The sequence below is a fragment of the Cellulomonas sp. EB106-03-03-XG116 genome (assembly GCF_058792015.1).
Genome location: NZ_JBYTEP010000003.1, coordinates 18,520 through 38,136, shown reverse-complemented (window position 1 = coordinate 38,136; position 19,617 = coordinate 18,520). Strand labels below are relative to the sequence as shown.

At 73.9% G+C, this 19,617-nt stretch carries 15 protein-coding genes; 5 read left to right on the top strand and 10 right to left on the bottom strand.

Annotation, left to right across the window (positions count from 1 at the left end):
* From AC3WUG_RS02050 to uvrC, 6 genes are all read right to left on the bottom strand, one after another.
* Window positions 1-1,191: a phosphoglycerate kinase gene (locus tag AC3WUG_RS02050; RefSeq protein WP_492326114.1), complete on the bottom strand. Its 1,191-nt coding sequence runs from the start codon at window positions 1,189-1,191 to the stop codon at window positions 1-3.
* Window positions 1,192-1,326: 135 nt separating this feature from the next.
* A complete protein-coding gene (gap, locus tag AC3WUG_RS02045; protein ID WP_217614119.1) occupies window positions 1,327-2,331 on the bottom strand; it encodes a type I glyceraldehyde-3-phosphate dehydrogenase in 1,005 nt (334 codons plus the stop codon).
* Between the two features lie 232 nt (window positions 2,332-2,563).
* Window positions 2,564-3,544, bottom strand: a complete 981-nt coding sequence (whiA, locus tag AC3WUG_RS02040) for a DNA-binding protein WhiA (RefSeq protein WP_217614120.1) — start codon at window positions 3,542-3,544, stop codon at window positions 2,564-2,566.
* Window positions 3,545-3,548: 4 nt separating this feature from the next.
* On the bottom strand, window positions 3,549-4,529 hold the full coding sequence (locus tag AC3WUG_RS02035; protein WP_492326113.1) for a gluconeogenesis factor YvcK family protein: 981 nt from the start codon (window positions 4,527-4,529) through the stop codon (window positions 3,549-3,551).
* Entirely contained in the window at window positions 4,526-5,473 is a 948-nt protein-coding gene (rapZ, locus tag AC3WUG_RS02030; RefSeq protein WP_492326112.1) for an RNase adapter RapZ, read from the bottom strand. The genes AC3WUG_RS02035 and rapZ overlap by 4 nt, the downstream gene beginning before the upstream one ends.
* Window positions 5,470-7,614, bottom strand: a complete 2,145-nt coding sequence (gene uvrC / locus AC3WUG_RS02025; protein ID WP_492326111.1) for an excinuclease ABC subunit UvrC — start codon at window positions 7,612-7,614, stop codon at window positions 5,470-5,472. Before uvrC ends, rapZ begins: the two co-directional genes overlap by 4 nt.
* Before the next feature lie 68 nt (window positions 7,615-7,682).
* On the opposite strand from uvrC, the gene AC3WUG_RS02020 reads away from it, so the two are divergent.
* A complete protein-coding gene (locus AC3WUG_RS02020; RefSeq protein ID WP_492326110.1) occupies window positions 7,683-8,204 on the top strand; it encodes an OsmC family protein in 522 nt (173 codons plus the stop codon).
* Between the two features lie 12 nt (window positions 8,205-8,216).
* Here AC3WUG_RS02020 and uvrA read toward each other — a convergent pair whose 3' ends face one another.
* Window positions 8,217-11,090, bottom strand: a complete 2,874-nt coding sequence (uvrA, locus tag AC3WUG_RS02015; RefSeq protein WP_492326249.1) for an excinuclease ABC subunit UvrA — start codon at window positions 11,088-11,090, stop codon at window positions 8,217-8,219.
* A 111-nt stretch (window positions 11,091-11,201) separates the two neighbouring features.
* Between uvrA and AC3WUG_RS02010 the strand changes: the two genes are divergently transcribed.
* From AC3WUG_RS02010 to AC3WUG_RS02000, 3 genes are all read left to right on the top strand, one after another.
* Complete coding sequence (locus AC3WUG_RS02010; protein ID WP_492326248.1) at window positions 11,202-13,097, top strand: glycoside hydrolase family 15 protein; 1,896 nt, start codon at window positions 11,202-11,204, stop codon at window positions 13,095-13,097.
* Window positions 13,094-13,837, top strand: coding sequence for an MBL fold metallo-hydrolase (locus AC3WUG_RS02005; protein ID WP_492326109.1), 744 nt, complete (start codon window positions 13,094-13,096; stop codon window positions 13,835-13,837). Before AC3WUG_RS02010 ends, AC3WUG_RS02005 begins: the two co-directional genes overlap by 4 nt.
* 143 nt (window positions 13,838-13,980) lie before the next feature.
* Window positions 13,981-15,468: a DUF4190 domain-containing protein gene (locus AC3WUG_RS02000; protein ID WP_492326108.1), complete on the top strand. Its 1,488-nt coding sequence runs from the start codon at window positions 13,981-13,983 to the stop codon at window positions 15,466-15,468.
* A gap of 136 nt (window positions 15,469-15,604) precedes the next feature.
* Here AC3WUG_RS02000 and AC3WUG_RS01995 read toward each other — a convergent pair whose 3' ends face one another.
* A complete protein-coding gene (locus AC3WUG_RS01995) occupies window positions 15,605-16,774 on the bottom strand; it encodes an acyl-CoA dehydrogenase family protein (RefSeq protein ID WP_492326107.1) in 1,170 nt (389 codons plus the stop codon).
* A 106-nt stretch (window positions 16,775-16,880) separates the two neighbouring features.
* On the opposite strand from AC3WUG_RS01995, the gene AC3WUG_RS01990 reads away from it, so the two are divergent.
* Complete coding sequence (locus AC3WUG_RS01990) at window positions 16,881-17,174, top strand: YciI family protein (protein WP_492326106.1); 294 nt, start codon at window positions 16,881-16,883, stop codon at window positions 17,172-17,174.
* A gap of 13 nt (window positions 17,175-17,187) precedes the next feature.
* Here AC3WUG_RS01990 and AC3WUG_RS01985 read toward each other — a convergent pair whose 3' ends face one another.
* A complete protein-coding gene (locus AC3WUG_RS01985) occupies window positions 17,188-18,240 on the bottom strand; it encodes a TerC/Alx family metal homeostasis membrane protein (protein ID WP_492326105.1) in 1,053 nt (350 codons plus the stop codon).
* A gap of 7 nt (window positions 18,241-18,247) precedes the next feature.
* Entirely contained in the window at window positions 18,248-19,288 is a 1,041-nt protein-coding gene (locus AC3WUG_RS01980) for a TerC family protein (RefSeq protein WP_492326104.1), read from the bottom strand.
* Window positions 19,289-19,617 lie beyond the last annotated feature (329 nt).

Here is a 19,617-nt window from a genome sequence, read left to right as displayed (position 1 = left end):
TCAGTCCTCCAGGACCGCGATGCCGGGGAGGGTCTTGCCCTCGAGGAGCTCCAGCGACGCGCCGCCGCCGGTCGAGATGTGGCCGAAGCCGGCCTCGTCGAAGCCGAGACGACGCACGGCCGCGGCCGAGTCGCCGCCGCCGACGATGGAGAAGCCGTCGGTGTCGACGAGCGCCTGCGCGACGGCCTTGGTGCCCTCGGCGAAGGCGGGGAACTCGAACACGCCCATCGGGCCGTTCCAGGCGATGGTCTTCGCGTCGAGGATCGCGGCGCGGAACAGCTCGCCCGACCTCGGGCCGATGTCCAGGCCCATCTTGCCGGCGGGGATCTTGTCCGCGTCGACGGTCTCGTGCGGGGCGTCGGCGGCGAAGCCGTCGGCCGCGACGATGTCGACGGGCAGCACGATCTCGACGCCGGACTCCTGCGCCTCCGCCAGGTAGCCCTTGACGGTCTCGACCTGGTCCTCCTCGAGCAGCGAGGAGCCGACCTCGTGGCCCTGGGCCTTGAGGAAGGTGAACACCATGCCGCCGCCGATGAGCAGCTTGTCGGCCTTGGTCAGCAGGTTCGCGATGACGCCGAGCTTGTCGGAGACCTTCGAGCCGCCGAGCACGACCACGTAGGGGCGCTCGGGGTCCTCGACGGCCTTGCGCAGCGCCTCGACCTCGGTGAGGACGAGCTGGCCGGCCGCGTGCGGGAGGCGCAGCGCGACGTCGTAGACCGACGCCTGCTTGCGGTGCACGACGCCGAAGCCGTCGGAGACGAACGCGTCGGCGAGGGCCGCGAGCTCGTCGGCCAGCGCGCCGCGCTCGGCCTCGTCCTTGGAGGTCTCGCGCGCGTCGAACCGGATGTTCTCGAGCAGCGCGATCTGGCCGTCCTCGAGCGCCGCGACCGTGGCCTTGGCCGACTCGCCGACGACGTCCTCCGCGAGGGCGACCGGCTGGCCGAGCAGCTCGCCCAGGCGGGCGGCGACGGGGCCCAGCGAGTACTTCGCGTCGGGCTCGCCCTTCGGGCGGCCGAGGTGCGCGGTGACGACCACGCGGGCGCCGGCGTCGAGCAGGCCCTTCAGCGTGGGCAGCGCGGCGCGGATGCGGCCGTCGTCGGTGATGGTCGTGCCGTCGAGCGGCACGTTGAAGTCGGAACGGACGAGCACGCGCTTGCCGCGCAGGTCGCCGAGGTCCTCGATGGTCTTCATGCTTGCCTACCTTGCTCCGCGGGGCCGTCGGGGCCGACGACCGGGGCTGTCCATGACGGCGCCCGCGACACGCCGGGGTCGGAGGCCGACCCCGGCGTGCGCGGGCGCATGTGCGTCGCTACGGACGGCTGAGGGTCAGAGACGCTCGCCGACGTAGGAGGTGAGGGTGACGAGGGAGTTGGAGTAGCCCCACTCGTTGTCGTACCAGGACACGACCTTCACCAGGTCGCCCGACACCTTGGTCAGCTTCGAGTCGAAGATGCTCTGGTGCGGGTCGGTGACGATGTCGGAGGACACGATCTCGTCCTCGACGTACGCCAGGACGCCCTTGAGCGGGCCCTCGGCGGCAGCCTTGACCGCGGCGTTGACCTCCTCGACCGTGACCTCCTTCGAGGCGGTGAAGGTGAGGTCGGTCGCCGAGCCGGTGATGGTCGGGACGCGCAGGGCGTAGCCGTCCAGCTTGCCCTTGAGCTCCGGCAGCACGAGCGCGACGGCCTTGGCGGCGCCGGTCGAGGTCGGGACGATGTTCTGCGCGGCGGCGCGGGCGCGGCGGAGGTCCTTGTGCGGGCCGTCCTGCAGGTTCTGGTCACCCGTGTAGGCGTGGATCGTGGTCATGAGGCCACGCTCGATGCCGATCGAGTCGTTGAGCGCCTTCGCCAGCGGGGCGAGGCAGTTCGTGGTGCACGACGCGTTCGAGATGATGTGCTGCGTGGCCGGGTCGTACGACTCGTGGTTCACGCCGACGACGAAGGTGCCGTCCTCGTTCTTCGCCGGGGCGGAGATGATGACCTTCTTGGCACCGGCGGCGATGTGCGCCTTGGCCTTCTCGGCGTCGGTGAAGAAGCCGGTCGACTCGATGACGATGTCGGCGCCCAGCTCGGCCCAGGGGAGGTTGGCCGGGTCGCGCTCGGCGAGGGCGCGGATGTTCTTGCCGTCGACGATGATGTTGTCGTCGTCGAAGTCGACGCTCAGCGGGAAGCGGCCCAGCACGGTGTCGTACTTGAGCAGGTGAGCCAGCGTCTTGTTGTCCGTCAGGTCGTTGACGCCGACGATCTCGATGTCGGCGCCCGACGCCACGATGGCCCGGTAGAAGTTGCGCCCGATGCGGCCGAAGCCGTTGATGCCGACCTTGATGGTCACTTGCCCTCCTCGGCACGCGCCGGCACAGGCCAGCGCACACTGTTGCGGTGATGGACTGCGCACGCCGGTGTGCGCTCCGGAAACGCCGCGGTCACAGGAACTTGACCCTCAGAACATCTCCGGATGGCCTAGAGCCTATACCCGAGCGCAGGGTGCCGCAGGGACCTAGGTCTGGCCGGCGGGACGGCCGTCCGTGGTGCGGACGGCCTTCCACCCGCTGCCCCGCGTCCTGCTAGAGGTCCAGCAGGTCGGGGCTGAGCCCGGACTCGGTGTCCGGGATGCCGAGGTCGGCGGCGCGCTTGTCGGCCGTCGCGAGCAGGCGGCGGATCCGGCCCGCCACCGCGTCCTTGGTGAGCACGGGGTCGGCGAGCTTGCCGAGCTCCTCCAGCGAGGCCTCCTTGTGGGCGAGCCGCAGCTCCCCCGCCTCGCGCAGGTGCTCGGGCACGTCGGCGCCCAGGATCTCGAACGCCCGCTCGACGCGCGCGCCGGCGGCGACCGCCGCCCGCGCCGACCGGCGCAGGTTCGCGTCGTCGAAGTTGGCCAGGCGGTTCGCGGTGCCGCGCACCTCGCGGCGGACCCGGCGCTCCTCCCAGACCAGCAGCGTCTCGTGCGCGCCGAGCCGGGCCAGCATCGCGGCGATGGCGTCGCCGTCGCGGATGACCACGCGGTCGACGTTGCGCACCTCGCGCGCCTTGGCCGGGATCTGCATGCGGCGCGCGGCGCCGACGAGCGCCAGCGCGGCCTCCGGGCCCGGGCAGGTCACCTCGAGCGCCGACGACCGGCCGGGCTCGGTCAGCGACCCGTGCGCCAGGAACGCGCCGCGCCACGCCGCCTCGGCCTCCTGCACGCCGGCGGAGACGATCTGCGGGGGCAGCCCGCGCACCGGCCGCCCGCGGTTGTCGAGCAGGCCCGTCTGCCGCGCGAGCGACTCGCCGTCCTTCACGACCCGCACGACGTACCGGTTCCCGCGGCGCAGCCCGCCGCCCGACACCACGATGACCTCGGACTGGTGGCCGTACACCTCGGCGATCGCGGCCCGGAGCCGACGGGCGGCCATCCCGGTGTCGAGCTCGGCCTCGATGACGATCCGCCCCGAGATGATGTGCAGCCCGCCCGCGAACCGGAGCGTCGCCGACACCTCCGCCTTCCGGCACGACGTCTTGTCGACCTGGAGCCGCGCAAGCTCGTCCTTCACCTGTGCCGTCAGAGCCATGCGGTCATCCTGCCATCCCCCGGGGTGCGCCGACGTCGCCGAGGTAGCCCTCGACCACGTCGCTGATCGCCGCGGCGAGCCGCAGCGCGTCGTGCCGGGGCGTGCCGTCCCCGCGCCGCACCTGGCGCAGCAGCAGCCGCCCGCCCTGGGCGCGCGTGCGCTCCTCGAGCTCGTCCACGTCCTCCACGGCGCCGGGGTCGGCGATGACCGCGTCCAGCCGGAGGTCCGGGGCGTGCTGGCGCAGCGCGTCCAGGTGCTCGCACGGGCCCATGCCGGCGGTCTCGGCGTCGGGGCTGAGGTTGAGCAGCACGATCTTGCGCGCGGGGGTCCGGTGCAGCGCCTCGGCGAGGTCCGGCACGAGCAGGTGCGGGATCACGGACGTGTACCAGGAGCCGGGTCCCAGGACGACCCAGTCCGCCTCCTCGACCGCCGCGACCGCCTCGGGCAGCGCCGGCGGGCGGTCGGGCACCAGCCGCACACCCTCGATGGGGTCGCGGGCCACCGCGACGTGGCTCTGCCCGCGTACCACCTCGACCCGCCCGTCGGGCCGCCGGACGTCGGCCTCGATCGCCAGCGGCACCGCCGCCATGGGCAGCACGCGGCCGCGGGCGCCGAGCAGCCGGCCCACCCAGTCCAGGCCGTCGACCGTGTCGCCCAGCAGCTCCCACAGCGCCACGATCAGCAGGTTGCCGACCGCGTGCTTGTCCAGGTCGCCCGTCGAGGTGAACCGGTGCTGCAGCACGTCGCGCCACGTGCGGCCCCAGTCGGAGTCGTCGCAGAGCGCGGACAGCGCCATGCGCAGGTCCCCGGGCGGGAGCACGTCGAGCTCGTCGCGCAGCCGGCCGGACGACCCGCCGTCGTCCGCGACCGTCACGACCGCCGTCAGCCGGTCCGTCACGCGGCGCAGCGCCGACAGGGACGCGGACAGCCCGTGCCCGCCGCCCAGGGCGACGAACGCGGGGTGCCCGTCGCGGGACGGGTTCATTCCTTGCCGAGGTCGCGCGCCGCCACGGTGACGCGCTGGCCGCGGGACCGCAGCCGCTCGGCGATGGCCTCGCTGATCGCGACCGAGCGGTGCTTGCCGCCGGTGCAGCCGACCGCGATCGTCACGTAGCGCTTCTCCTCCGCCAGGTACCCGGCGAGGACGGGCTCGAGCGCGTCGACGTACCGGTCCACGAAGTCGACGGCACCGGGCAGGCCCAGGACGTAGTCGCGCACGGGCGCGTCCCGGCCCGACATGTGCCGGAGCTCGGTGATCCAGTACGGGTTGGCCAGGAACCGGACGTCGACCACGTGGTCCGCATCGAGCGGGATGCCGTACTTGAAGCCGAACGACAGCACGTTGACCCGCAGCGCGTCCTCCTCCTGCTCCGAGGACACCGCCGCGCGCACGATCCGGCCGAGCTCGTGCACGTTCGTCTCCGAGGAGTCGATCAGCACGTCCGCGCGCTCCCGGATGTCCGAGAGCAGGCTGCGCTCCGTCGTGATGCCGTCGAGGATCCGGCCCTCGCCCTGCAGCGGGTGCGGGCGGCGCACCTGCTCGTACCGGCGCACCAGCACCTCGTCCGAGGCGTCGAGGAACAGGATCCGGTAGTCGATGCCGGACTCGCGGAGCTGCGCGAGCACCGCGAGGAGGTCGGCGAAGAACTCGCGCCCGCGGACGTCGACGACGGCCGCGATCCGCAGGTCCGCGCTCGGCGGCCCGCCGTGGGTCAGCATGCCGACGAGGTGCGTCAGCATCTGCGCGGGCAGGTTGTCGACGACGTACCAGCCCATGTCCTCGAGCACCGCGCCGGCGCGGGTGCGACCCGCCCCGGACATGCCGGTGATGATCAGGACGTGGGGCTGCCGGACCCGGGGCGCCTCGGTGGCGGCCTCGATCGCGGGGATGCCGTGGGGGACGGTGATCGGCGAGGTCTCGTCGCTCATGACCCCAGCATGCCAGGCGCGTCGGCGGTCGGCGCCGCCGGGTCGGTGGCCCGGGCCGGCACGTCCGTGGCCGGGGCGGTCCCGCCGGCGTCCGGCGCGTCCGCGCCCGTGGCCGGCGCCGGGACGCCGGCGGGCTCGGTGCCCCCGGCCAGCGCCGCCACCACCGCCGCCGCGGTCCGCGCGCCCATGCCGGGCACCGTCGCGATCTCCTCCGCCGTGGCGGCCTTCAGCCGCTTCAGCGAGCCGAAGTGCTTGAGCAGCGCGGCCGACCGGGCGGGGCCGAGCCCCGGGACGGTGTCGAGCGCCGAGACCGTCATGCCCTTGCTGCGCTTCTTGCGGTGCGCGGTGATCGCGAACCGGTGCGCCTCGTCGCGGACGCGCTGCAGCAGGTACAGCCCCTCGGAGGAGCGCTGCAGGATCACCGGGTAGTCCTCCCCCGGCAGCCACACCTCCTCCAGCCGCTTGGCCAGGCCGCACAGCGCCACGTCGTCGATCCCGAGCTCCGCCAGCGCCGCCGCCGCGGCCGCGACCTGCGGCGGGCCGCCGTCGACCACGACGAGGTTCGGCGGGTAGGCGAACCGCTGGGGGCGGCCGGTCGTCTCGTCGATCGGGCCCGATCGCACCGGGCCGGCGTCGGCGTCGGCCAGCGCCTCGGCCAGCTGGTCCTCCCCCAGCCCCAGCTCCAGGTCGCCCGCCTGCTCGCGCTCGGCGAGGTACCGGCGGAACCGGCGGGTGATGACCTCGTGCATGGCCGCGGTGTCGTCGCGCGCGCCCGTGCCCTCCGGGCCGCGGATGCCGAACGTCCGGTACTCGCTCTTGCGGGCCAGGCCGTCCTCGAACACCACCATCGACGCCACCTGGTACGTCCCCTGGTTGTGCGAGACGTCGTAGCACTCGATGCGCAGCGGCGCGGAGTCCAGCCCCAGCGCCTCCTGGATCTCCTGCAGCGCCTGGCTGCGGGTCGTCAGGTCGCCGGCCCGGCGGGTGCGGTGCAGCGCCAGGGCGTGCTCGGCGTTCTTCCGGACCGTCTCGGCCAGCTCGTGCTTGTCGCCGCGCTGCGGGACGCGGACGTGCACCCGGCTGCCGCGCAGCCCGGACAGCCAGGCCTGCACCTGGTCGAGGTCGTCGGGGAGGACCGGGACCAGGACCTCGCGCGGCACCGAGCCCGCGGCCGCTCCCGACGCGGCGGCGGGGTCGCCGCCGGGCACGTCCCCGTAGACCTGCTGGAGCAGGTGCTCGACGAGCTGCGCGTCCGTCAGGTCCTCGACCTTCTCGACCACCCAGCCGCGCTGGCCGCGGATCCGGCCGCCGCGCACGTGGAACACCTGGACCGCGGCCTCGAGCTCGTCGCCGGCGAGGGCGAAGATGTCCGCGTCCGTGCCGTCCGACAGCACGACCGCGTTCTTCTCGGTCGCGCGCTTGAGGGCGCCGATGTCGTCCCGGAGCCGGGCCGCGCGCTCGAAGTCGAGCTCCGCCGACGCCTCCTGCATGCGCTGGGTCAGGCGCCTGGTGAACCGGGCGGTGTCCCCCGCCATGAAGTCGGCGAACTCCTCGGCCAGGACGTGGTGGTCCTCCTGGGAGATCTTCCCGACGCACGGCGCGGAGCACTTGTCGATGTACCCGAGCAGGCAGGGCCGGCCCTGCTGCTTCGCGCGCTTGAACACGCCCGCGGAGCAGGTGCGCACCGGGAACACCCGGAGCAGCAGGTCGACCGTCTCCCGGATCGCCCAGGCGTGCGCGTACGGGCCGAAGTACCGGGTGCCGGGCCGCTTCGCACCGCGCATCACCTGCACGCGCGGGAACTGGTCGGCGAGCGTGACGGCCAGGTACGGGTAGGACTTGTCGTCGCGGTACTTCACGTTGAACCGCGGGTCGAACTCCTTGATCCAGGAGTACTCCAGCGCCAGCGCCTCGACCTCGGTGCCGACGACGGTCCACTGCACCGAGGCGGCCGTCGTGACCATCTGCTGCGTGCGGGGGTGCAGGCCGGCGACGTCCTGGAAGTACGAGTTCAGCCGGGACCGCAGGCTCTTGGCCTTGCCGACGTAGATGACCCGGCCGTCCTTGTCGCGGAACCGGTAGACGCCGGGCTGGTCGGGGATCTCCCCCGGGGCGGGGCGGTAGGTGGCGGGGTCAGCCATGCGTGCCACCGTAGTTCGCCGGACCGACAGCCGCGCCGAGGGCCCGGCGCGCCGGTACCGTCGCCCGCATGGGACTGCTGCACGAGTACGCCGCCGACGTCGTCTGGACGGGCGCGGGCGCCACGGGCACCACCGGGTACGCGGCGTACAGCCGCGACCACGAGGTGCGGGTCGCGGGGAAGCCGCCCGTGCTCGCGTCGGCCGACCCGGCGTTCCGGGGCGACCCGGCGCGGCACAACCCCGAGGAGCTGCTCGTCGCCGCGCTGGCCGAGTGCCACATGCTCTGGTTCCTCCACTTCGCCGCCACGTCGGGCGTGGCGGTCGTCGGCTACACGGACCGGGCCGGCGGGACGATGCGGGTCGAGGCGGCCGGCCACGGCCAGTTCACCCAGGTCGTGCTGCGGCCGCAGGTCACCGTCCGGCCCGGCGGCTCCGCCGCGACCGACGGGGCGGCGCTCGACGCCCAGCTGGCCGACCTGCACCGCCGGGCGCACGAGCACTGCTTCATCGCCCGGTCGGTCACGTTCCCGGTGCTGACCGAGCCGGCGCCGGCGGTCCTGGAGACCGCGGGCGCCGGCTCGGCGGGCTGAGACCCGCGCGGCTCAGGCGCTCGCGCGCTCCGCCGCCGGCTCGTCCAGCACCTCCGCCAGGAACGTCCCCGTGTGGCTCGCCGCGACCCGCGCGACCTGCTCCGGCGTGCCCTGCGCGACGACCGTGCCGCCGCCCGAGCCGCCCTCGGGACCCATGTCGATGATCCAGTCGGCGTTCTTGATCACGTCGAGGTTGTGCTCGATGACGATCACGCTGTTGCCCTTGTCGACCAGGCCCTGCAGCACGCCGAGGAGCTTGCGGATGTCCTCGAAGTGCAGGCCGGTCGTCGGCTCGTCCAGCACGTAGACCGTGCGGCCGGTGGACCGGCGCTGGAGCTCGGTCGCGAGCTTGACGCGCTGCGCCTCGCCGCCGGACAGCGTCGGGGCCGGCTGGCCGAGCCGGACGTAGCCGAGGCCGACGTCGACGAGGGTCGTGAGGTGCCGGGCGATCGCGGGCACCGCGGCGAAGAACTCCGCGGCCTCCTCGATCGGCATGTCCAGCACGTCCGCGACCGTCTTGCCCTTGAAGTGCACCTCGAGCGTCTCGCGGTTGTACCGCGCCCCGTGGCACACCTCGCAGGGCACGTACACGTCGGGCAGGAAGTTCATCTCGATCTTGAGCGTGCCGTCGCCGGAGCACGCCTCGCAGCGGCCGCCCTTGACGTTGAACGAGAACCGCCCCGCGGTGTAGCCGCGGACCTTCGCCTCGGTGGTCTCGGCGAACAGCTTGCGGATCCGGTCCCAGACGCCCGTGTAGGTCGCCGGGTTCGACCGCGGGGTGCGGCCGATCGGGCCCTGGTCGACGTGCACGACCTTGTCGAGCTGGTCCAGGCCGCTCACGCGCTTGTGCCGCCCGGCCACCCGGCGGGCGCCGTTCAGCTCGTTCGCCATGACCGTGTAGAGGATCGAGTTCACCAGCGTCGACTTGCCGGAGCCGGACACGCCGGTCACGGCCGTGAACGTCCCGAGCGGGAACGACACGTCGACGTTCTTGAGGTTGTGCTCGCGGGCGCCGTGAACGGTGACCTGGCGCTTCTTGTCCACCTTGCGCCGCTGCGCCGGCATCGGGATCGAGCGGCGGCCGGACAGGTAGGCGCCGGTCATCGACTCGCGCGACGCCAGCAGGCCCGCCAGGTCGCCGGAGTGCACGACGTTGCCGCCGTGCTCGCCCGCGCCGGGGCCGACGTCGACGATCCAGTCCGCGGTGCGGATGGTGTCCTCGTCGTGCTCGACGACGATCAGCGTGTTGCCGAGGTCGCGCAGCCGGGTCAGCGTGTCGATGAGGCGGCGGTTGTCCCGCTGGTGCAGGCCGATCGACGGCTCGTCCAGCACGTACAGCACGCCCACCAGGCCGGACCCGATCTGGGTCGCCAGCCGGATGCGCTGGGCCTCGCCGCCGGACAGCGTCGCCGCGGCGCGCATGAGCGACAGGTAGTCCAGGCCGACGTCGAGCAGGAAGCCGAGCCGGGCCTGGATCTCCTTGAGCACCTGCTCGGCGATCTGCCGCTCGCGCACGCCGAGCTCGAGGGCGTCGAGGAACTCCTTGGCCTCGCGGATCGGCAGCGCGCAGACCTCGGCGATCGACTTGCCGCCGACCCGCACGGCCAGCACCTCGGGCTTGAGCCGCGTCCCCTCGCACACGGGGCACGGCACCTCCCGCATGTACGCCTCGTACTTCTCCTTGCTCCACTCCGACTCGGTCTCGGAGTGGCGGCGCTCCAGGAACGTCACGACGCCCTCGAAGCCCGTGGAGTACTGGCGCTCACGGCCCCAGCGGTTCTTGTACTTGACGTGCACCTTGTGGTTCTCGCCGTACAGCACGGCCTTGCGGGCGCGCTCGGGCAGCGCCCGCCACGGCTGGTCCATCGAGAACCCGAGGTCGTCCGCCAGCGCGGTCAGCACGCGCTCGAAGTACTCGGAGGAGATCTGCGCCCACGGGGCCACCGCGCCGTCGCGCAGCGACAGGTCGTCGTCGGGGACGACGAGGTCGGGGTCCACCTCGAGGCGCGAGCCGATGCCGGTGCACTCCGGGCACGCGCCGTACGGGGCGTTGAAGGAGAAGGTCCGCGGCTCGATCTCGTCCAGCGTGAGCTGGTGGTCGTTCGGGCACGCGCGGTTCTCGGAGAACCGGCGCTCCCGGTCCGGGTCGTCCGCGTCGAGGTCGACCATGTCGACGACCAGCAGGCCGCCGGCGAGGCCGAGCGCCGTCTCCACCGAGTCGGTCAGGCGGCGCTGCACGCCCTCGCGGGACACCAGGCGGTCGACGACGACCTCGATGTCGTGCTTGAGCTTCTTCTCGAGCGTCGGCGGCTCGGAGAGCTGCACCACCTCGCCGTCCACGCGGGCGCGGGCGAAGCCCTTGGCCTGCAGCTCCTTGAACAGGTCCGCGTACTCGCCCTTGCGGCCGCGCACCACCGGCGCGAGCACCTGGTAGCGGGTGCCCTCGGGCAGCTCGAGCAGTCGGTCGACGATCTGCTGCGGCGTCTGCGCGGTCACGCGCTCCCCGCACACCGGGCAGTGCTGGGTGCCGGCGCGGGCGAACAGCAGGCGGAGGTAGTCGTAGACCTCGGTGATCGTGCCGACGGTCGACCGCGGGTTGCGGTTGGTCGACTTCTGGTCGATCGACACCGCGGGCGACAGGCCCTCGATGAAGTCGACGTCGGGCTTGTCCATCTGGCCGAGGAACTGGCGCGCGTACGCGGATAGCGACTCGACGTAGCGGCGCTGGCCCTCGGCGAAGATGGTGTCGAAGGCCAGCGACGACTTCCCGGACCCGGACAGGCCCGTGAAGACGATGAGCCTGTCGCGCGGGAGGTCCAGGTCGACGTTGCGCAGGTTGTGCTCGCGGGCCCCCTGGACCACCAGACGATCATTCACGCCCAGCATGCTACGGCGAGCCACCGACATCCGCACATGTGTTCGAACCGTAAAGGTCGCCCGACCTGCGTCGTCGCCCCTGGTCGGCGCATGATGTGGACCGTGACCGACCGCGCCGCCGTGACGGAACCCACGCCCGGGCCGGAGCCCGCTCCCGCGGCCCCCGCGCCCGCGGCCCCCGGCCCGACGCCCATCGGCGAGTACGCCGTGCTCGGCGACGGCCGGACCGCCGCGCTCGTGTCCCGCGCCGGCTCCGTCGACTGGCTGTGCCCCCCGCGGTTCGACTCCCCCGCCTGCTTCGCGGCGCTCCTCGGCGGCCCCGAGCACGGGCGGTGGCTGCTCACCGCGCCCGACGCCACCCGCGTGACCCGGCGGTACCTCGACGACTCGTTCGTGCTCGAGACGACGTTCGAGACGCCCACCGGGACGGCCGTGCTGCTCGACGCCATGCCGCTCGGGGACGGCCGGTGCGACCTCGTCCGGCGGGTGTCCGTCGTGCGCGGGTCCGTGCGGCTCCGGCACGAGTGGGTCGTGCGGTTCGGGTACGGCGCCGTCGTGCCCTGGGTGCACCGCGTCACCGACCCGGACGGGGACGAGGTCATCCGCGCGGTCGCCGGGCCGGACAGCCTCGTGCTGCGCGGCGACCGGCTCCCCCGCCCCGGCGGCGGTCCGCACCGCGGGCACGCCGACGAGTTCACGCTCGCCGAGGGCGGGGGCGTCGGCCTCTCGCTCACCTGGGTGCCCTCCTGGAAGCCCGTGCCCCGGGCGCCCCGGCTCGCGCACCGCGTCGAGGCGACCGAGCACCAGTGGGCGCGCTGGGCCCGGTCCGCCCGGTACCGCGGGACCTACCGGGACGCCGTCGTGCGGTCCCTGCTCGTGCTCCGGCTGCTCACCGACTCCGAGACCGGCGGCATCGTCGCGGCCGCGACCACCTCGCTCCCCGAGGACCCGGGCGGCGAGCGGAACTGGGACTACCGGTACTGCTGGCTCCGGGACGCCGCCATGACCCTCGAGGCCCTCCTGGAGCACGGCTACCGCCACGAGGCCCAGGCCTGGCGCCAGTGGCTGCTCCGCGCCGTCGCCGGCGACCCCGCGCAGGTGCAGATCATGTACGGCGTCGACGGCTCCCGGGAGCTGGCCGAGCGCACGCTCGACCACCTGCCCGGCTACGCCGGCTCCCGGCCCGTGCGGGTGGGCAACGCCGCGGTCGGGCAGGTGCAGAACGACGTCCTCGGCGAGGTCATGGCGGCGCTGCACCTCGCCCGGACCTCCGGCGTGGCCGAGGGCGACGACTCCTGGTCCCTGCAGACGCACCTCGTCGAGCACCTGTGCCGCACGTGGCGCCGGTCCGACAGCGGGATCTGGGAGGTGCGCGGCGCCCCCCGGCACTTCACGCACTCCAAGGTGATGGCCTGGGTCGCCCTCGACCGCGCCGTCCGCGCCGTCGAGGAGCACGGCCTGCCCGGGCCCGTCGAGCGGTGGCGCCGCGAGCGGGACGCCGTGCACGCCGACGTCCTGGCGCACGCCTGGGACGCCGACCGGAACACGTTCGTGCAGCACTACGGCGCCGTCCACACCGACGCGGCCCTGCTCCAGCTCGTCCTCGTCGGGTTCCTGCCGCCCGGCGACCCGCGGCTGGTCGGCACGGTGGCCGCCGTGCGCGCCGAGCTCGAGGTCGCCCCCGGCCTGCTGCTCCGCTACCGCACCGACCGCACCGACGACGGCCTGCGGGGCTCCGAGCACCCGTTCCTCGCCTGCTCCGGCTGGCTCGCCGACGCGCTCGCGCGGCAGGGCGACGTCGACGGGGCCACCGCCGTGCTCGACGTCCTCGACGGGCTGCGCACCGACGTCGGGCTGCTCGCCGAGGAGTACGACCCCGCGACCGGCCGGATGATCGGCAACGTGCCGCAGGCGCTGTCCCACCTCGCGCTCGTGCGGGCCGTGCACAGCCACGACGAGGCGCTCGCGCGCGGCGGGGCGCCGGAGTCGCGCGGCGAGGCGGTGGGGCGGCCGTGAGCGGGGGCGGCGAGGACGCCGTGGCCGGGTACACCGGGGACGTCGTGCCCGGAGGGCCGGCGGCGGTCCGGGTGCTCGACGAGGTCGTGCTCCGCAAGCTGTCCGTCGGGCCGATGGACAACGAGGCGTACGTGCTCGCCTGCCGGCGCACCGGGGCGCGGCTGCTCGTCGACGCGGCGGCCGAGCCCGACCGGCTGCTCGACCTGGCGCGGGCCGGGTCCCCGGGCGAGGCGCCCGCGGGTCCGCTCGCGCTCGTCGTGACCACCCACCGGCACCGGGACCACCTCGGCGCCCTCGCCGGGGTCCTCGCCGCGACGGGCGCCGCGCACGCCGCCGGGGCCGCCGACGCGGACGCCGTGGCCGAGGCCGCCAGCACCACCGTGCCGCGCGCGCTCGCGCACGGCGACGTCCTCGAGGTCGGGGCGCTCCGGCTCGAGGTCCTCGCGCTGCGCGGGCACACGCCCGGCGCCGTCGCCCTCGCGTACCGGGAGCCCGACGACGCCCGCGCACCCGGCGCCGTCCCGGGCCGCGTCCACCTGCTCACCGGCGACTCCCTGTTCCCCGGCGGGCCCGGCCGCACCGCCGACCCGGCGGCGTTCGACGCCCTGATGTCCGACCTCGAGGAGCGGGTCTTCGGGCGGTTCCGCGACGACACCTGGGTCTACCCCGGGCACGGGCGGGACACCACGCTCGGGGCCGAGCGGCCGCACCTGGCGGAGTGGCGCGCCCGGGGCTGGTGACGCGGCGCCCGGGCGACCCCGGCGGCGCCCGGGCGCGGCCCCCGGGTGAACGGGACACGTCGGCCGTGGACGTCGCGGTCCTGGTGGGAAGGCCGTCTGCCATAGTGACGCACAGGTCCGTCACAAGGAGCGAGAGGACGTCCATGTCGAACGACGGCAGCGCCACGCCGGAACCCGGGCAGCAGCCCGAGCAGCAGCCCGGCAGCAGCGCCTGGCCCACGCCGGGCAGCGGCACCGAGCGGCCCGCCGCCCCCGCGCCCTCGGGCTACGAGGCCACCCCGGCCTCCGGCCCCGCGCCCTCCGGCTACGAGGCCACCCCGTCGTGGCCCACCCCGCCGACCTCCGGCTCCGACGCCCCCACCGCGGCGTACCCCGCGGCCTCCCCGTACGGCGCCCCGGGCCAGGGCACGCCGGGCCAGGACGCGCCGACCGCCGCCTACCCGACCTCGGGCGCGCCCGGCTCCGAGGCGCCGACCGCCGCGTACCCGGCGTCGTCGCCGTACGCCGCCCCCGGCGCGCCGCAGGAGCCGGCCGCGCAGGGCGGCGGGTACGGCGCGCCCGGCTACCCCGCGCAGGGCGGCGCGTCCGCCCAGCCGGGCGGCGACCAGGCGCAGCAGCCGGGTGCCGGGTACCCGGCGCCGGGCGAGGGCTACCCGGCCCCGGGTGGCGGCTACCCGGCTCCCGGTGGCGACTACCCCGCGCCGGGCGGTGGCTACCCCGCGCCGGGCGGTGGCTACCCCGCGTCCGGTGGGGGCTACCCCGCGCCGGGTGGCGGCTACCCCGGCGGCGGCTACCCGCAGGCCCCGTACTCGCCGAACCAGTACCAGCAGGCGCCGCGGACCGACGGCGTGTCCATCGCCGCCCTCGTCACCGGCATCCTCGGGACCGGCGTCGTCGCGATCGTGCTCGGCATCCTCGGCCTGCGCCGCACGAAGAAGAACGGCACGCAGGGCCGCGGCCTCGCCATCGCCGGCCTGGTGCTCGGCGGCCTCGGCGTGCTCAGCTGGGTCGTCCTCGGCGTCACCATCGGCACCGCGATCGCCTCGCACAACAGCCACATGGCCGACATGCGGTCGTCCTGCGCGTCCGGCGACATGGAGGCGTGCGACGACCTGTACTTCGAGTCGTCGTCCGGCTCCGACGACGAGGAGTTCGGGAACACCTGCGGCGGGCGCACCGACGGCAGCACCCTGTGCACCTCCGTCGACCCGACCCGGTGGGCCTACGGGGACGACGCCGAGCTCGACGGGTTCTGGGACGCCTGCGCGTCCGGCGACCTCGCCGCGTGCGACTCCCTGTGGTCCGAGGCGCCCTCCGGCTCCGAGTACGAGGAGTTCGGCCGGACCTGCGGCGGGACCACCGACGGCAGCAGCTTCTGCGACTCGGGTGCGACCGAGGGCACCGACGGCACCGACGAGGGCACCGACCTCGGCAGCAGCACCGGCGCGCAGACCTACGGCGACGACCCCGAGCTCGACGCGCTGTGGGACGCCTGCCAGGGCGGCAGCGGCACCGCGTGCGACGACCTGTACTGGGCGTCCGACCTCGACACCGAGTACGAGTCGTTCGGCTCGACCTGCGGCAACCGCGTCGAGTACGCGATCAGCTGCGAGAGCGAGATCGGCGGCTGACCGGTCCCTCCGCCGCACGACGGCCCCGGGGCGGTGCGCCCCGGGGCCGTCCTGCGTCCGGTGGCGGTCGCGCGTCCGGGGGTGGTCGTGCGTCCCGGGGACGCGCGGGACGTCCCCGTGCCGACGCGCCTCGCGGTCAGCGGTCGACCGGCCCCAGCCACGCGTTCGCGACCGTGCTGTGCGCCGACTCGTCGTCGGACGGGTGGAACAGCCCCGCGAGGACGTCCCGGTACAGGCGGCCCAGCTCGCTCCGGGAGAAGTACGACCCGCCCCCCGACACCCGGATCGCCCGGTCCACGACCTCCCGGGCCGTCTCCGTGGCGCGCACCTTGAGGCCGACGACCTTCGCGAACCACAGGGCCCCGTGGTCCACCGCCTCGTCGACGTCCCGGGCCAGCGCCCACACCTGCGGCTCGATCCCGTCCTGGGCGATCGCGGCGTCCGCGACGCGCCACCGGATGTCCGGGTCCTGCGCGTAGCTCCGGCCGTCGTTCTTCATCGACGTCCGCCGGTGCGCGGCCGCCACCGCGAGCTCCAGCGCCCGCCGGCCGATGCCGGTGTACACCGCGGCCAGCAGGATCTCGAACACCTGGAACAGCGCCAGCACGTACGGGTCGGCGCTCGGGCCGGGCGGCAGCGCGCGGAACACCCGGCCCGGCGCCGCGCACGCCCCGTCGAGCACCGTCGTGCAGGACTGGGTCGCCCGCATGCCGAGCGTGTCCCAGTCGTCCTTCGTCTCGATCCCGCCGTCCGTCCGGGACACCACCCCGTGCACCAGGCGGGGCCCGTCCGGGTGGTCCTCGTCCAGGCCGAACGTCGCGAGCCGCGTCCACACCGGGGACAGCGACGTGAAGATCTTCGTCCCGTGGAACCGGTAGCCGCCGTCGGGCTGCCGCTCCGCTCTGGTGCGCGAGGCGAACATGACGAGGTCGTTCCCCGCCTCGGAGTTCCCGAACGCGAACACCTCCCCCGCCGCCGCGTCCCGCAGCACGAACTCCAGCGAGTCGTCGCCGCGCGCCGCCAGCACCGCGGCCATCCCGGTCACCACCAGGTGCATGTTCACCGACAGCGCCGTCGCGGGTGCCGCGCCCGCCAGCCGGACCTGCTCCCGCGCGACGTCCTCGAGCGTCAGCCCGGCGCCGCCCAGCGCCTCCGGCACGAACGCCCGCAGGTACCCGGCCTCGCGCAGGTCGTCCAGGTCCGCGTGCGGGAACGTGTTCTCCCGGTCGTGCACCGGCGCGCGCTCCGCCGCGCGGGCCAGCAGGTCGTCGGTGAGCAGGGCGCGCGGTGCCGCGGTGCGGGTCATGCCGTCCACTCTGCCACCGCCGCCCGGGCCCGCGGGGCCGGGCCGGCGGGGCCGTGCGCCGCCGGTGCGGCGCCCGGTGCGGCGCCCGGTGCGGCAGGATGGCGGCATGGCCACCTTCGCCGTCCGGTACACCTACGACCAGCGCGCCGACCTGCAGGACGAGGTCCGCCCCGAGCACCGCGCCTACCTGCGCGGCCTCGCCGACCGCGGCCTGCTGCGCGGGTCCGGCCCGTTCACCGACGGCGCGCCCGGCGCACTGCTCGTCTTCGAGACCACCGACCGCGCCGCCCTCGAGGTGCTGCTCGCCGACGACCCGTTCGCGCGGGCCGGCGTCATCGCCGACGTCGAGATCCGGGCGTGGAACCTGATCCTCGGCCCCTGGGCCCCGTCCGGCGTCTGACGGACCGGCCCGGTCAGGCGCGGCGGTCGGCGTCCTCGGTGTCCGCCGTGCGCCCGGCGGGTGCCGCCGCGGCGGCCCGGCGCTCGTCCCGGCGCGACGCCGCGATGCTCGTGACCGCTGTGAGCCCCAGGGTCACCACGATCACCGCCAGCGACACCCACGACGGCAGCTCCGGCGCCCAGCCCACCGGCTCGCCGCCGTTCACGAACGGCAGCGTGTTCTCGTGCAGCGCCTGGAGCACGAGCTTCACGCCGATGAACCCGAGCAGCACGCCAAGGCCGATGTTCAGGTAGCGCAGCCGCGTCAGCAGCCCGCCGAGCAGGAAGTACAGCTGGCGCAGGCCCATCAGCGCGAACACGTTCGCCATCAGGACGAGGTACGGCTCCTGGGTCAGGCCGAACACCGCGGGGATCGAGTCGAAGGCGAACAGCAGATCCGTCGCCCCAATCGCGACCAGCACGAGCAGCATCGGCGTCACGTGCCGACGGCCGTCGACCTTCGCGGTCAGCCGGACGCCGTCGTACCCGTCGGTCGTCGGCAGGAACCGCTGCACCACGCGCACCAGCGCCGGCGCCTTGTAGTCCTCCGCCGCCTCGTCCGCGTCCTCCCCCACGCCCTCGCGGGCCACCTTCACGGCCGTCCACACCAGGAACGCGCCGAACAGGTAGAACACCCAGGAGAACGACGCGATCGCCGCGGCGCCGATCCCGATGAACACCCCGCGGAACACGAGCGCCAGGATGATGCCGATCAGCAGCGCCGTCTGCTGGTACTGCCGCGGCACCGCGAACCGGCTCATGATCAGCAGGAACACGAACAGGTTGTCGACCGAGAGCGAGTACTCCGTCAGCCAGCCGGCGACGAACTCGCCCGCCGGGCCGCCGCCCCACACGAGGGCGACGACCACGGCGAACACCAGCGCGAGCCCGATGTACATCCCCAGGTACCGCAGGCACTCCGCCGTCGTCGGGATGTGCGGCCGCCGGCCCACCACCGCCACGTCCACGATCAGGACGGCGGCGGCGAGGCCGAGGGACACGACCCAGACGAGCGGGGAGACGTCCATGCGCGGGTCAGTGCTCCTTGGTGGCGGCGGGCTCCTGCTCGTCGGTCAGGGCGGGAGCGGCGTCCCGGTCGCGCCGGGTCTTGGCCAGGCTCGCGACGGTCGCGACCGTGAGCGTACCGAGGATCACGAGCAGGGACAGCCACGTGGGGATCTCGGGGGCCCACTCGATGTGCTCGCCGCCGTTGATGAACGGCAGCTCGTTCACGTGCATCGCGTGGAAGACCAGCTTCAGGCCGATGAACGCCAGGATGAACGCCAGACCCTTGTTCAGGTACACCAGGCGCTCCAGCAGCCCGCCGATGAGGAAGTACAGCTGGCGCAGGCCGAGCAGGGCGAACGCGTTCGCCGTGAACACGATGTACGGCTCCTGCGTCAGGCCGTAGATCGCCGGGATCGAGTCGAGCGCGAACAGCACGTCGGTGGCGCCGATGGCCACCATCACGACCAGCATCGGGGTGATGAACCGCTTGCCGTCGATCTTCGTGGTCAGGCGGTCGCCGTGGTACTCGTCCGTCGAGGGCACGACCCGCTTGAGCAGCCGGACCGCGAGCCCGTCCTTCTGCTCGTCCGCGTGCGAGAGCTCGTCGTCGTCGTGCTTCTCCTTCGCCAGCTTCGCGCCGGTGTACACGAGGAACGCGCCGAAGATGTAGAACACCCAGGACCACTGCTCGATCGCCGCGGCGCCGAGCAGGATGAACACCGTGCGCAGCACCAGCGCGATCACCACGCCGACCAGGAGCACCTTCTGCTGGAACTCCCGGGGCACCGCGAACTTCGTCATGATGATGAGGAAGACGAAGAGGTTGTCGACCGAGAGGCTCTTCTCGGTCACGTACCCCGCGAAGTACTCGGTCCCGTGGTCCCAGCCCCACACGAAGCCGAGCCCCACGCCGAACACGATCGCCAGACCGACGTAGACCGCCGACCAGATGGCCGCCTCGCGGAACGACGGCGCGTGCGGCGTGCGCACGTGCGCGAAGAAGTCGAACAGGATCATCCCGACGATCGCGACGCCGGTCGCGATCCAGACCCACAGGTCGACGGACATAGAGCTTTCCTCCGGTACAGACGGCTGAAGATACGGCTGAGTACCGGAGGTCTCTCCCACCCGTAGAACGGGCCGACGTCCCGGGTCGGCGTCGTCGACGACCGTGATGACGGGGGCGTCGTGTCGGGATACTCCCCTCCACTGCGTGCGCAAGCATAGGTCATGGGTCCTACGCGCACCTCGCGGCGCCACCGGTTGGGTGTGTGACGCGGGTCATGCCTGGTCGACGCGATCGCAGAGGGAGGTACCGGGCGCTCGACCACCGGCGGGCGCTGTCGGTGACGATCGACGGCGTCACGACCGTCGTCGCGTCGTCCAGGTCACCGGTC